Genomic DNA, 15022 nt, shown 5'->3' on the forward strand with positions numbered 1-15022 from the left:
TGTAAAATATCTGCTAACTTGTATATATGTCTGATAAAATAAAACCTATCACCCCAAATTTAGAGAGATAGGTTTGACAGCGGTCAGATTTTATTGATTTTCAAATATATTAAAAAATTCTTACAAATCATCGTAAGAACCTTTTATTAGCTGCATGTTTTTATTGAATAGTGATGGGAAGATTTTAGTTCTTATTACACCTGTTTTGCGTGAGGGATAGTAGTGGAAATCCTTTTATGAAGCGCAGCGGAGTAAAAGATTATAACGGATAGCCCGACCTTTTTAGGGCACGCCCAAAACCATTTACTAAACGATACGTGTATTTTTGAACGCTATAATTGTCTCATTTTTCTCTTAAAAAGCAGGCGTAATTTGGTTGTTATCCCGATAGCTTTTGGGACACTTTTATACTTTATGGTATGAAAAACATTTTTTTGATGTAGATTTCAAATTAACCTATCTTTGCCAGCCGAACAATCGGGTGAAATACGTTACTATGAAGTTTGATTTATTAAAAAAAGATCCGCAGTCGAAAGCCAGAGCGGGAAGTATTACTACTGATCACGGGGTGATTGAAACTCCAATTTTTATGCCTGTGGGTACCGTAGCTTCGGTAAAAGGAGTGCATCAACGGGAACTGAAAGAAGACATTAACCCGGATATTATCTTGGGAAATACCTACCATTTATACTTGCGTCCACAAACCGAAATCCTGGAGAAAGCGGGTGGTTTGCACAAATTTATGAACTGGGACCGTAATATTTTGACGGATTCCGGAGGTTATCAAGTGTATTCACTTTCGGCGAACCGAAAAATCAAGGAAGAAGGAGTGAAGTTCAAATCGCATATTGACGGTTCGTACCACTTTTTTACACCAGAGAATGTGATGGAAATTCAACGTACCATTGGTGCCGATATTATTATGGCTTTTGATGAGTGTACGCCGTATCCATGTGATTACAACTACGCAAAACGCTCGATGAAAATGACGCATCGCTGGTTAGACCGTTGTATCAATCATTTAGACACGCAGCCTGTAAAATACGGTTACGATCAAGCTTTTTTTCCAATTGTTCAGGGAAGTTGCTATAAAGATTTGCGTCAGCAATCAGCGGAATATATTGCGAATTCAAATCAAGTAGGAAATGCCATTGGTGGACTTTCAGTAGGGGAACCTGCAGAGGAAATGTACGCGATGACCGAAGTGGTTTGCGAAATTTTACCGGAAGACAAACCGCGTTACCTAATGGGTGTGGGAACTCCGATCAATATTTTGGAAAATATTGCCCTTGGAATCGACATGTTTGACTGTGTGATGCCTACGCGTAACGCCAGAAACGGAATGTTGTTTACTGCAAATGGTACGATCAATATCAAAAATAAAAAGTGGGAAGCTGATTTCTCTCCAATTGACGAAATGGCAATCACTTATGTGGATACAGAATACACGAAAGCGTATTTGCGCCACCTTTTTGCTGCCAATGAATACTTGGGAAAACAAATTGCCACGATACACAATCTTGGTTTTTATATGTGGTTGGTTCGTGAAGCCAGAAAACATATCTTAGCGGGCGATTTCAGACCTTGGAAAGAGATGATGGTGAAAAATATGAGCCAACGTTTGTAAAAAAAATGTTTAAGGTTTAAAGTTTAACGTTCCAGCGCTGACTTTAAACCTTAGACTTTAAACCTTAAACAAAAACATGCTTACAATAATAGACAAATACATCCTAAAAAGATATTTAGCCACATTTGCGGTGATGCTGTTGTTGTTTATCCCCATAGGAATTGTTGTGGACGTATCCGAGAAGATCAATAAAATGCTGGAAAACAAAGTTCCGTTTTTAGAGATTGCACTTTATTACTACAACTTTACAGTTTATTTTGCCAATTCTCTTTTCCCGATATTTTTGTTTTTATCGGTAATTTGGTTCACGTCAAAACTGGCGAATGATACGGAGATTATTGCCATTTTAAGTTCGGGAATTTCATTTACACGATTTTTAAGACCCTACATTATTGGCGCTTCCATCGTTTCAGTTTTTGTATTGTTAATGGGTTTCTTTGTCGTTCCGGCGGCCAGTGAAGGTTTTAATAATTTCAGGTATACGTACTTGAAAGGAGGCGGAAAAGAAGCGATGCGTGGTGATAATACGGATGTGTACCGCCAGATCAATGACAATGAATTCATTTATGTAAACAGTTTCAATACGGAATCTAAAATTGCTTTTAATTTCTCCTTGGAGAAATTTAAAAACGAGAAATTAGTTCATAAAATAACGGCCAGCAGAATCAAATGGAATCCAAAGGATAGTACCTACACGATGTATGATTACACGAAAAGAACGGTAGGTGAACTGAATGATAAAATTGAAAAGCTGCCGGAAAAAAATGCTATTTTTACTTTTGATTTAGAGGATTTGACACCTGTAGTTTATATTGCGGAAACGTTGAGCTTAGGAAAATTGAATGCTTTTATCGAAAAAGAAAGAGAAAGAGGTTCCTCTAATATCAACGTGTATTTAGTGGTTTTGTATAAAAAATACAGCGTTCCGGTATCGGCATTTATTTTGACTATTATTGCCGTAGCCGTTTCTTCGATGAAGCGAAGAGGTGGAATGGGAACGAATCTAGCCATTGGAATTGCACTGGCTTTTGCCTTTGTGTTTTTTGATAAAATCTTTGGCGTATTAGCCGAAAAATCGAGTATTCCGCCCATGTTAGCCGTTTGGTTGCCTAATATTGCTTTTGGAATTTTAGCCATTTATTTATTACGAAATGCAAAACGATAATTTAAAAAGTTATTTAAACCTCCATTTGATTGTTTTTATCTGGGGTTTTACCGCCATTTTAGGCGCTTTAATTACCATAACAGCAGATGCTTTGGTTTGGTATCGCATGTTTTTTGCAGCTGTTTTTTTAGCGCTGTTTTTGGTTTTTAAGAAAAAATCGTTTCGAATTCCCTTAAAATCGTTCCTCAAATTGATTTTCGTCGGGTTATTGATTGCATTACATTGGATCTTTTTTTTCAAAGCGATTCATGTTTCTAATGTGTCGATAACACTGTCGGTTTTTTCATTGGGTGCTTTTTTCGCATCTATTTTAGAGCCGCTTTTTTATGGTCGAAAGGTTTTGTGGTACGAAGTCTTTTTTGGACTCATCATAATCGCAGGATTGGCATTGATTATGAAAGTTGAAATCAATTACCTTGACGGAATGTTGTACGCTTTGGCATCCATTATATTAGGTGTTTTGTTTACGCTGATGAACGGAAAGCTGATTGCGGATCACGATCCTTCGGTTATCTCGTTTTATGAATTTTTGGCGGGCGTTGCCTTCATCACCATTTACTTTTTATTTCAAGGGAAATTCACATTGGACTTTTTTGTATTGACCGCTAATAATTGGATTTTAATCCTGATTTTAGCCTCGGTTTGTACCGCGTATGCTTTTACGGCATCGGTGAAAGTAATGCAAAAACTAACGCCGTACACGGTTATGCTGACTACTAATTTAGAGCCGGTTTACGGAATTATTTTGGCGTATTTCATCCTTGGCGGAAAAGAGAAAATGAGTTTTGAATTTTACATTGGCGCACTGATAATAGTAATCACAGTAATCCTAAATGGTGCAATTAAACACTATCAAAAGGGTAAAACAGAATAAGAACTTCCTGCTTTATTGAAGCAAACTTTTACATATAAATAGAATATTTACCTTTTCGAACGATTTAAAATTTTATATTTGCGGTTCGAAATAAAAACAAAAACGCAAAAATCCTATGGAATATTTAGATTTTGAGCTTCCAATAAAAGAACTAGAAGAACAGTTAGACAAATGTCTCGTTATTGGTCAGGAATCAGATGTTGATGTAACGAATACTTGCAAACAAATCAACAAGAAACTAGAAGAGACTAAAAGGAATATTTATAAGAATCTGACTGCTTGGCAACGTGTTCAGCTTTCCAGACATCCAAGTCGTCCGTATACAATGGATCACGTTCGCGCTTTGTGCGGTGATACTTTTCTGGAACTTTTTGGAGACAGAGGTTTTAAAGATGACAAAGCCATGATTGGTGGTTTAGGAAAAATTGACGGACAATCGTTTATGATTGTGGGTCAACAAAAAGGATTCAATACTAAGACGCGTCAGTTCCGTAATTTTGGAATGGCCAATCCGGAAGGATATAGAAAAGCGTTGCGATTGATGAAAATGGCAGAGAAATTTGGCATTCCAGTTTTGACTTTGATTGATACTCCGGGCGCTTATCCAGGATTAGAAGCAGAGGAACGCGGACAAGGAGAAGCTATTGCCAGAAACATATTTGAAATGATTCGCTTAAAAGTGCCTATTATCACCGTTATTGTTGGTGAAGGAGCTTCTGGTGGCGCATTAGGAATAGGAGTGGGGGACAAAGTATATATGATGGAAAATACTTGGTATTCCGTTATTTCGCCAGAATCATGTTCTTCTATTTTATGGAAAAGCTGGGAATACAAAGAACAGGCTGCTGAAGCCTTGAAATTGACATCGGCTGACATGAAAAAGCAAAAATTAGTAGATGATATTATTCCAGAACCGTTAGGTGGAGCACACTACGACAGAGAAACTGCTTTCAAAACCGTAGAGCAATATATTATGAAGGGTTTTAATGAGTTGAAAGACTTATCAACAGAACAATTAATTGCCCAGAGGATGGAGAAATACAGCAAAATGGGTGAATATAAAGAGTAAAATCTTACAATTTGATATTTAATCCGTCTCGTGCTAAAACCTAGAATGAGACGGATTTTTTTTGGGTTATAAACAAAAAATAGTTAGTTATGAACATTTATTTGTAACAACTCAATGTCGATTTTTTTTTAATTTTTGCTACTTTCGTTCTATGGAAAACTTCAGAAATATTAATCCTGTGAAGGTTGATAAAACTACTATTATAAGCCTTGAAAAAGGAAAATTGCAACCGCAGGTTCTCGACTTAGAGGAAGCTGTATTGGGTGCCATGATGATTGATAAAAAAGGGGTTGATGATGTAATTGATATTTTACAGCCCGATGCTTTTTACAAAGAAGCACACAAACATATTTTTGAGGCTATCGTGCAACTGTTTACAGAAACGCAGCCGATTGACTTATTAACCGTTTCTGCTCAACTGAAAAAAAATGCAAAGTTAGAGTTGGCAGGGGGTGATTTTTATTTAATTCAGCTTACGCAAAAGATATCGTCTTCGGCACACATTGAATTTCACTCCAGAATTATTCTTCAAAAATTTATTCAACGTAGTTTGATTCGGATTTCGACAGAAATTATCGAAGATTCTTACGACGAAACAACAGATGTTTTTGATTTATTAGACAGAGCCGAATCTAAATTATACGAGGTCACACAAGGAAATATCAAACGAAGCTCGGAGACGGCACAGAGTTTAGTATTGCAAGCCAAAAAACGAATTGAGGAAATCGCCGGTCAAGAAGGATTGAGTGGTGTTGCCACTGGTTTTGACAAGTTAGACAAGATTACTTCTGGTTGGCAGCCGAGTGATTTAATTATTATAGCGGCAAGACCTGCAATGGGTAAGACCGCATTCGTATTATCGATGGCTCGAAATATGGCAATTGATTTCGGAATGCCAGTTGCCTTATTTTCTCTGGAGATGGCATCTGTTCAGTTGATCACCCGTTTGATTTCTTCGGAAACAGGTTTGTCATCGGAGAAATTGCGTACCGGAAAATTAGAAAAACACGAATGGGAACAGTTGAGTACTAAAGTGAAGAATTTAGAAAAAGCACCATTATTTATTGATGATACGCCTTCGTTATCGATTTTTGATTTACGGGCCAAAGCCAGACGTTTGGTTTCGCAACATGGAATCCGAATCATAATTGTCGATTATTTGCAATTGATGACGGCCGGAGGAAACGGAAAAGGTGGAGGAAATAGAGAGCAGGAGATTTCTACGATTTCTCGAAACTTAAAAGCTTTAGCCAAGGAATTGAACGTTCCTGTAATTGCACTTTCGCAATTGTCGCGTGCGGTGGAAACCCGTGGATCCAGCAAAAGACCTTTGTTATCTGATTTACGTGAATCGGGAGCGATTGAGCAAGATGCCGATATTGTATCTTTTTTATACCGTCCCGAATATTACAAAATTGACGAATGGGATGATGATGAAGCATCACCAACAGCTGGTCAAGCAGAAATAATGATTGCAAAACACCGTAACGGTAGTATTGAAAACGTTCGTTTGAAATTTATTGGACATTTAGGAAAATTTGATAATTTGGAAGATTACAGCGGTGGGTATGATGATTTACCATCCAGCATGAATCAAGATGATAATCCTTTTATTACTAAAAATTTACCGTCTGCTAATGATGCTTTTGGAAGTAATTTGAATGATCCTGATGATGACAGCGACGTTCCTTTTTAGAAATTTAATCATTAGACGGTCTGTTTAATCAACAGGGTTTTACAGGCTCTATTCTAAAAAAATAAATTTAGGATTATTGTAATTGCTTCACTTGAAGTAAATAATTTTACTAGAGAAAACTATATTGCTTACAAATATTTTAGATTATTGAGACAAGTTCAAAAATGAGTTGGATTCCTTAAAATATTTGTTCGCAATAAAGTAAATAGAAGATTTTAAATAAAACACAAAAATTTATTATTGGTAGATATATTTTGCAAGAACCGATAGTTATTTTGAACGCCATTTGGTTGAGGCTAAAGGTTAGGTTGCATTATAGATTTTGTGTCTATTAATTTTTTCCCTTTTGTTTTTAAAATTTTTCAATTTTTTGTCATAAAAAAAGCGCTCTTTTTCAAGAACGCTTTTTTAAATTTATATAATAAATTATTTTTTATCCATCCATTTTCGGGCATTGACAAAAGCTTCATGCCAAGGCGAAACTTCATCGTTTCTATCTTTTGGATAATGTGCCCAGTTCCATTGAAATGTAGAACGCTCAATGTGCGGCATCATTACTAAATGTCTTCCTGTTGTATCACATAGCATGGCTGTATTGTAATCTGAACCGTTTGGATTTGCAGGATAGTTATCGAAGCCATATTTTCCAACAATATTATAATTTTCTTCACCCATTGGTAAATTAAATTTTCCTTCTCCATGCGAAACCCAAACTCCAAGCGTACTTCCTGCTAATGAAGAAAGCATCACCGAATTATTTTCCTGTAGGGTAACCGATGTAAAAATACTTTCGTGTTTATTACTTTCGTTGTGCAGCATTTTTCCGTGAACTTCATGCTCCGGATTAATGACTTCCAATTCCATGAATAATTGACAACCATTACAAATTCCAACTGACAAAGTATCGTCTCTTTTGAAGAAATTGTCTAAAGCGGTTTTTGCTTTTTCATTGTATAAAAATGCTCCAGCCCAACCTTTGGCAGAACCTAAAACATCTGAATTAGAGAATCCACCAACAGCACCAATAAACTGAATGTCTTCTAAAGTTTCGCGACCTGAAATCAAATCGGTCATGTGAACGTCTTTAACATCAAAACCGGCTAAGTACATCGCATTTGCCATTTCACGCTCCGAGTTACTTCCTTTTTCACGGATAATAGCTGCTTTAGGTCTCTCGACTGCGCTCGAAATGACAGGTAATTTTCCTGTAAAATGTGCAGGAAAAGTATAATTTAAAGCTTGGTTTTTATAATTGTCAAAACGCGCTTGAGCCGTTCCGTTCTTCGATTGTTTTTGGTCTAATAAAAACGAGGTCTTGAACCAAATGTCTCTGTATTCTTTTATATCAAAAGTCGAAAGTCCAAGGTCTAAAGTTGCTTCATTCGTAGCAGTTCCTATTTTATAGAAAGAAACATTATTTGCGTTTAATTTAGATTCCACTTCGGTATCTGATTTCGCTTGAATAACAATTCCAATGTTTTCAGAGAAGAGGATTTTTATCAAATCTTTCTCATCGAATCCCGATGCTTCGGGAGAGAAATCTATTTTTGCTCCCAAATTCACATCTGCAAAACACATTTCTAATAAAGTCGTGATCAAACCACCACTTCCAATATCATGTCCTGCAAGGATATTGTTATCTAAAATTAATTCTTGAATGGTATTAAAGGCTCTTTTGAAAAATGCAGCGTCTTTAATTGTTGGCACTTCTTTTCCAATAGTATTCAATGTTTGTGCAAACGAAGAACCGCCTAATTTGAAATCATCTTGGGATAAATTGATGTAATAAATAGAACCACCGTCTCTTTGTAAAACGGGTTCTACTACTTTTCTAATATCGGTACAATTTCCACCTGCTGAAATAATTACCGTTCCCGGTGCAATTACTTCTTCATTTGGATATTTTTGTTTCATGGAAAGTGAATCTTTTCCGGTTGGAATGTTGATTCCCAATTCGATTGCAAAATCCGAACACGCTTCAACTGCAGCATATAAACGAGCGTCTTCGCCTTCGTTTTTACACGCCCACATCCAATTTGCCGAAAGTGAAATTCCTTTTAATCCGTCTTTTATTGGAGCCCAAACAATGTTTGATAAAGATTCAGCAATAGCAGTTCTTGTTCCTGCCACCGGATCAATTAATGAAGCAATAGGAGAGTGTCCAATCGCAGTGGCAATTCCTTGTATTCCTTGGTAATCCAAAGCCATTACACCACAATTATTCAATGGCAATTGCAATGGGCCGGCACATTGTTGTTTGGCAACTTTACCACCCACACAACGGTCTACTTTATTGGTCAACCAGTCTTTACAAGCAACCGCTTCCAGTTGAAGTACTTGCTCTAGGTAGGTTGAAATATTCTTCTCGTCATATGTTACATCAGTATAGTTTCTCTCAATTGTTTTGTCAGTCATGACCACTTTTGGAGAACTTCCAAAAAAGTCTTCCAAGGCAAAATCCATAGGTTTAGCACCAGTTGATTTTGATTCGAAAGTAAAACGGTGATCTCCGGTTACGTCTCCTACTTGATACATTGGAGAACGCTCACGGTCAGCAATTTTTTGCAATAAATCGATGTTTTCTTTGGCGATAACCAATCCCATTCTTTCTTGAGATTCGTTACCAATTATTTCTTTTGCCGAAAGGGTAGGGTCTCCCACAGGCAATTTGTCTAAATCAATTAATCCACCAGTATCTTCCACTAATTCTGAAAGACAGTTCAAATGTCCTCCAGCTCCGTGATCGTGAATGGAGACAATTGGATTGATGTCACTTTCTACCAAACCACGAATGGCGTTGGCAGCACGTTTTTGCATTTCTGGGTTCGAACGTTGAATCGCATTTAATTCAATTCCTGAACTGAAAGCGCCTGTGTCTGCTGAAGAAACTGCAGCTCCACCCATTCCAATTCTATAATTTTCACCACCAAGGATTACAATTTTATCACCTGTTTGTGGTTTTTTCTTAATCGCTTGGTCTAATTTTCCGTACCCAATTCCACCCGCTTGCATAATCACTTTGTCGAAACCTAGTTTGCGCGCGTCTTCTTCGTGTTCGAAAGTCAGGATAGAACCTGTAATTAACGGTTGCCCAAATTTATTCCCAAAATCAGAAGCTCCGTTTGATGCTTTAATCAAAATATCCATTGGGGTTTGATACAACCATTTTCTTTCGGTCATGCCGTTTTCCCAAGGTCTGTTTTCGGCTAAACGAGAGTATGAAGTCATGTAAACTGCCGTTCCAGCCATTGGTAAAGAACCTTGTCCACCTGCTAAACGGTCCCGAATTTCTCCACCAGAACCCGTTGCAGCACCATTGAAAGGCTCTACAGTTGTTGGGAAATTATGTGTTTCTGCTTTTAAAGAAATAACAGAATCAAATTCTTTTACTTCATAAAAATCAGGTTTGTCAGCACTTTTTGGCGCAAATTGTTGTACCCGTGGTCCTTTTACAAAAGCAACGTTGTCTTTATAAGCCGAAACGATGTCGTTCGGGTTTTCTTGAGATGTTTTTTTGATTAATTTGAACAAAGAAGATTCTTTTTCTTCTCCGTCAATGATAAATTTTCCGTTGAAAATCTTGTGACGACAGTGTTCTGAATTGGCTTGTGAGAAACCAAAAATCTCAGAATCAGTTAGTTTTCGTCCTAATTTAATCGCTAGATTATCTAAATATTCCACTTCATCAGGACTTAAAGACAATCCTTCTTGTTTGTTGTAAGTAGCAATATCATCGATGTCCAAAATGGCTTCTGGTAGTACGTTGATAGTAAAAATATCTTGATTTAGCTCGGTGTATTTTTGCGACAGCATCGGATCAAAATCCGAAAAATCAGCAGTAGCTTTATGAAATTCTTCAATTCTAATGATGCCAGATATTCCCATGTTTTGGGTGATTTCCACAGCATTAGTGCTCCAAGGCGTTATCATAGTGGCGCGAGGACCAACAAAAAAATCCGTCAGTACGGATTTTTCTATTTTATTTGAATCGGCAAAAAGCCAGTTTAATTTTGAAATGTCTTGAGCCGAAATTTCGTTTTGCGTGTGTACGGCAAAAACAGTTTTGCTTTGGTTTTCAAAGAAATGGATCATTGTTATGTAGTTTGTTGTATTGCGGTGCAAATTTAGACAATTAAGATTAAATTTTGGCTAAAAAAAAAGCGGCAAATTTGCCGCTTTTAGAATTAGTTGATTATTAATTTCTTTATGACCGAATCCGAATCGATGCTAACGCGAACCAAGTATGTTCCTTTAGCAATGTTTGGCAGCGTAATTTCTGATTTGGTGCTGTTTTCTTCGCTGTAAATTTTCTGACCAATGATAGAATAAATTTCGATAGAATACATTTTATTCGAATTATTGACAGAGAAAGTTCCTTGGGATGGATTTGGATAAATAACAATTGTATTGATATCTAATACAGATTCTGTTTTCGATGCTTTTGCAACCATACGGCTTCCTAAATTGTTACACGTATCTGATGTGTATGAATCCCACTGGGCCGTTTTATTGAAAGTAGTTGTAGGAGAAGTAACAGTAGCTTTTCTTCGGATTGTTTCATCAGCTGCGAAGTTTGCCGTTCCGCCATTAAAAGTTCCAATGATGTCAATTAAAACGCCATTTTTGAATAACCCCACAGCATCATTTCCGTTAAAAGCCATCTCAGTTGCTGATGTAGAAATGTTTGCAGAACTTATTGGGTAACAACTGGATGCCATTAGGCTATTTACGATAGTGAATTTACTACCATTATTTAAAGTTCCCGTCAGCGGTAATCCTGTACTCCAAGCACCGGCTCCATTAGTTTGTTTTTTGATGCTATAAATCGATAAGTTGATTGCTGCACCAGTTGCATTTGAAATTTCTAACGCTTTATTATTCGAAGAACCTTCAATATATTCAGAAAATAGTAAATCCGTTGTAGTTGCACCATTTGCTGTAGTAGTTACGCTTAGGATGTTACTAGGTGCTGAAATATTCCCTGCGGCATCTTTAGCTTTCACGTTAAAAGTGTAAGCTGTTGCGGCTGTTAATCCCGTAATAGTAGTGGTAAGTCCAGTTACTGTTGTTTTTAATACATTATCCATGTATACATTATAGCCAGTTACGGCAGTATTGTCAGTTGAAGCTGTCCAACTAAGCGAAATTGTAGTAGTTGTTTTTGCGGATGACACTAAATTTGCGGGAGCTGTAGGAGCTTGTGCATCAGCAGTTGGATTCCATATTGCCTGAACGTATTCAGGGTGATCAATATAAGGATTTCTATTGTTTTGGATGGCGTATATGGCATTGTTACGAGCAATTTCTCTAGAACTCACAGGGTCTTGATTGTGCCATGTTATCAATAAGTTTAAAAAAGCTGTAGTGAAAACTTGATTACTTGTGCCATTAAACATTGCATAAGAATAACCGGCTACGGTATTCTCGTAACGTGTTGCAAAATAAAAATACATACGTGCAATATCACCTTTGAATTCATTGATAGGTTCGAAAATAGGACCGGAATAACCAGAAGTTGTACTTGATCCAAGTTTACTTCCGTTTAAGGAGGTCCAAGTTGCTGTAGTCACAGGTCCATGTGGATAATTAGAACGCTGACCATTTACTTTTCCGTCGGTTGGAGTTATGAAATGCGCATCCGAAACCATTGGTGCGGCAGAATTGAAAGTTGATTGTGGAATAATGTGTTCTCTGTTGTAGCAATCGCCTTCTACGCTATAGGTTCCGCACCTTTGTGTTGTTCCTGCAGAATAGGTGTAAGGATCTGTTCCTGTAGGTTTTTCGGAATACATGTCTAATATTGTAGCATCATTTTCATAGTAGTAATCACGGTCAGATGTTTGGTAAGTTGTGTACAATCCCGCATATCCTTTATCAGTGTGGCCTTTAATAATGTTATAAAGTTGTGTTTTTAATGTGTAGCCAGTTCCTGTGGCGGTGGTATAATAAGTATTCGGTATTTGGGCGATACCGACTGTGACGAATAACAATAATAAGGCAGAGTAGATTTTCTTCATAATTTAAATTTGTTTTGGTTATTGGGGTTAATTTCAGATTTTAAAACTTGATTTTTAAATTTTAAAAACACTGAGCTGATGCAAATTTATAACTTTTAATATCGTTTATGTTAAGAAATTGTGAATATAATTAAGATTTTCTTAACATTATTATTAACATCACCCGTTGTGTGTAATTAATAAAAATTTCAATTAATCTCATAAAAAAAAGGAACCACATAGAAACATAGAAAAAAGAGCCGGATAGCCCAATTGCTTCGCCTGTTCGCTATCGCTCGGGTCTTGTGTTTACATAGCTATGGCTTTATCTAAAAAAGTGAAACGCCTCCCAAAATTTTAAAATCTATGTTTCTATGTGGTTTAAAAATTAAACAAATTGAATTACATCCAACTGGTTTATATATAGGATGTTGTAAGCCAATTTTATTATTGGAATTAACCTTTTAAGTGTATAATATGGCTTAATTCAGAGCGGTTTATTTTGGAAAAGCTTTGTTTTGGAACGCACCTAAATCTGGCGGTAAAGTTCTCGTGTTTCCTATAATATCAAGTGGAATTAGATACGCCGAATTCCCTTTTGCGAAAGCGCCAGAAGTTTCATCGATATTAAATTTGTTCTGTGATATATTGAAGAATTTTGGATCCTTGTTCAAAAGTATCGCGTTGTAATGTGCTGTATCCGTATTAAATTGATAATCAGGATTCGTTGCGAATTGGTTGGATACGGTATCAAATTTAATCAGGCAATTGTTGAATTGGTATTCAAAAGTGGCTCCTGTTTTTTTGGTCAAAGTCATTTCGTTTGAATAAGAACCATAGATAATGCAATTGTTAAACGTGGCTGCGGTTAAATCTTTCACTTCCGGAATTGCGCCCAAAATATAATTACTTACTAAAACGGCCACTTGTTGCGAGCTGTTCCAATTATTATTGAAAGTGGAATGAGTAAAACTATAATTTCCACCATAGGTACAGGCTAAACTGGCTAATCCAGCATTATTAATGACTACATTTTCTCCATTTATTTTTGCAGTCTGCGCCAAAATTCCGTAGTTGCTGCTATTGTAGATTTGGGTATTTTTGACAGAAACGGTCGTGCCATCATTGTTTTGAATTAACAATCCAATCGTTGCGTTTTTAATAGTGAGGTGATTCAAGGTGTTATTTGTGCTACCATCAGTCAGCCAAATGGCGCCCCATTGTCCCGGTACATCTGAAAAATCAGGTTCTAAACGGTCGCCTTCAAAAATGACTTCGTTTTCTAATTTATCTGTTGTTGAGCGAGTTCCATTAATATTTATAGAGGCATTTTTGGCTACAATAAGTCCAGAATTCGCATGGAAATGAACTCTAGTTCCAGCCTCAAAAGTGGCCGTTTTATTCGAAGGAACAGCTGCGTAGCCATAAATTACATACGGTTTTTCATTGGTAAACTGCAATTCATTTCCATTTACAGGATCATTTTCATCCAGATAAAAGCCATCAATTTTTTCGTTTCCTATTGGAAGTGTTTCAGTGGTTCCGTCAGCAAAACGTTTTGGATACAGGAAAACAGCGTCTTGTATAAGGGTTACCAGTTCCACATTTTGAAGATTGTCGCCACTGTCAAACTGAATTTGATCGGTGTACAAAAAATCGGTTGGATTAGCATCAGCAATATTGGCAGTGGTTTCTATGAAAATATACAAACTGTCCTTGGCTAAAAGATCGACATTGTTGAAAATTTTCCCGTCTGTTCCCTGCATTCCGTCAACGGATATTCGGTATTTAGAACTCAAACCTTTCCCTAATTTAATGCTTGGAATCGTAATGTCATTTTTGCTTTTATTGTATACTTTAAGTCGGTACGTGCTGGAACCAATGTTGGAGAAAACAGTGTCAAGATAAATCGTGTCCTTGGAAAATTCTAAATCACCAGTACTTGCTACAGTCTCAAAATCAGAACGGCAGGAACAGATAGTCATTATGATTCCAATAAAAAACAGTACTATTTTGGGACGCATTTGGTTATATTTTTTGTAAAAATAGGAAAAATCTATTTTCGAAATCAGAATAACAATTGTAATTACTGTTATGTGAGTTATCTTTTAATTATTTTTACATTTTTAAAGACAAAAACATGACATTCGACAAAGAAAAAATACTTCAATATTGCAATCACGTTTCTAAAAACACCTTAATGCAAACGTTGAATATTGAATATACAGATGCAGGAGAAGATTTTCTGGTTGCAACAATGCCTGTGAATCCTTCCGTGCATCAACCCATGGGATTATTGCATGGCGGAGCGTCGGTGGCTTTAGCAGAAAGTGTGGGCAGTGCCGCTTCTATGCTATACGTAAATTCTGAACTAAGCGAGGTGCGAGGAATTGAAATCTCAGCTAATCATTTGAAAGCAAAACGAGACGGAATTGTAACGGCAACCGCTAAGATTGTTCACAAGGGCCGAAGTATTCATCTTTGGGAAATAAGGATTACTGATGAAAACAATAGTCTAATTTCACTTTGCAAGCTTACGAATATGGTTTTACCAAAAAGAAAAAGCGAAAATAAATAATTGGATTTAATTGTAGC

General features: G+C 36.7%; 9 protein-coding genes. 6 read left to right on the top strand and 3 right to left on the bottom strand.

Annotation, left to right across the window (positions count from 1 at the left end; translation table 11 throughout):
- Positions 1 to 496: 496 nt before the first annotated feature.
- The 5 genes from tgt to dnaB all read left to right on the top strand — a co-directional run bounded on the left by tgt (position 497) and on the right by dnaB (position 6431).
- A complete protein-coding gene (tgt, locus tag G7A72_RS13555; protein ID WP_091171344.1) occupies positions 497 to 1627 on the top strand; it encodes a tRNA guanosine(34) transglycosylase Tgt in 1131 nt (376 codons plus the stop codon).
- A 76-nt stretch (positions 1628 to 1703) separates the two neighbouring features.
- Positions 1704 to 2792, top strand: coding sequence for an LptF/LptG family permease (locus tag G7A72_RS13560; protein WP_165152837.1), 1089 nt, complete (start codon positions 1704 to 1706; stop codon positions 2790 to 2792).
- Positions 2779 to 3666 carry a DMT family transporter gene (locus G7A72_RS13565; RefSeq protein ID WP_165152838.1) on the top strand — a complete coding sequence of 296 codons (888 nt, stop codon included), beginning with the start codon at positions 2779 to 2781 and terminating at the stop codon, positions 3664 to 3666. The genes G7A72_RS13560 and G7A72_RS13565 overlap by 14 nt, the downstream gene beginning before the upstream one ends.
- A gap of 115 nt (positions 3667 to 3781) precedes the next feature.
- Entirely contained in the window at positions 3782 to 4735 is a 954-nt protein-coding gene (locus G7A72_RS13570; RefSeq protein WP_113666271.1) for an acetyl-CoA carboxylase carboxyltransferase subunit alpha, read from the top strand.
- 151 nt (positions 4736 to 4886) lie between these two features.
- On the top strand, positions 4887 to 6431 hold the full coding sequence (gene dnaB, locus G7A72_RS13575) for a replicative DNA helicase (RefSeq protein ID WP_073350996.1): 1545 nt from the start codon (positions 4887 to 4889) through the stop codon (positions 6429 to 6431).
- A 426-nt stretch (positions 6432 to 6857) separates the two neighbouring features.
- On the opposite strand, the gene purL is transcribed toward dnaB, so the two are convergent.
- The 3 genes from purL to G7A72_RS13590 all read right to left on the bottom strand — a co-directional run bounded on the left by purL (position 6858) and on the right by G7A72_RS13590 (position 14451).
- Positions 6858 to 10523 carry a phosphoribosylformylglycinamidine synthase gene (purL, locus tag G7A72_RS13580; RefSeq protein WP_165152839.1) on the bottom strand — a complete coding sequence of 1222 codons (3666 nt, stop codon included), beginning with the start codon at positions 10521 to 10523 and terminating at the stop codon, positions 6858 to 6860.
- Positions 10524 to 10615: 92 nt separating this feature from the next.
- The gene (locus tag G7A72_RS13585; protein ID WP_165152840.1) at positions 10616 to 12448 is read right to left on the bottom strand and encodes an endonuclease; all 1833 of its coding nucleotides are present in this window, start codon (positions 12446 to 12448) and stop codon (positions 10616 to 10618) included.
- Between the two features lie 476 nt (positions 12449 to 12924).
- Positions 12925 to 14451 (bottom strand): hypothetical protein, encoded by a 1527-nt coding sequence (locus tag G7A72_RS13590; RefSeq protein ID WP_165152841.1) that lies wholly within the window; start codon positions 14449 to 14451, stop codon positions 12925 to 12927.
- A 116-nt stretch (positions 14452 to 14567) separates the two neighbouring features.
- Here G7A72_RS13590 and G7A72_RS13595 point away from each other — a divergent pair, with 116 nt between their 5' ends.
- Entirely contained in the window at positions 14568 to 15005 is a 438-nt protein-coding gene (locus G7A72_RS13595) for a PaaI family thioesterase (protein WP_165152842.1), read from the top strand.
- Positions 15006 to 15022: the final 17 nt, after the last annotated feature.

Source organism: Flavobacterium sp. Sr18, from assembly GCF_011064265.1.
Classification (GTDB): Bacteria; Bacteroidota; Bacteroidia; order Flavobacteriales; family Flavobacteriaceae; genus Flavobacterium; species Flavobacterium petrolei.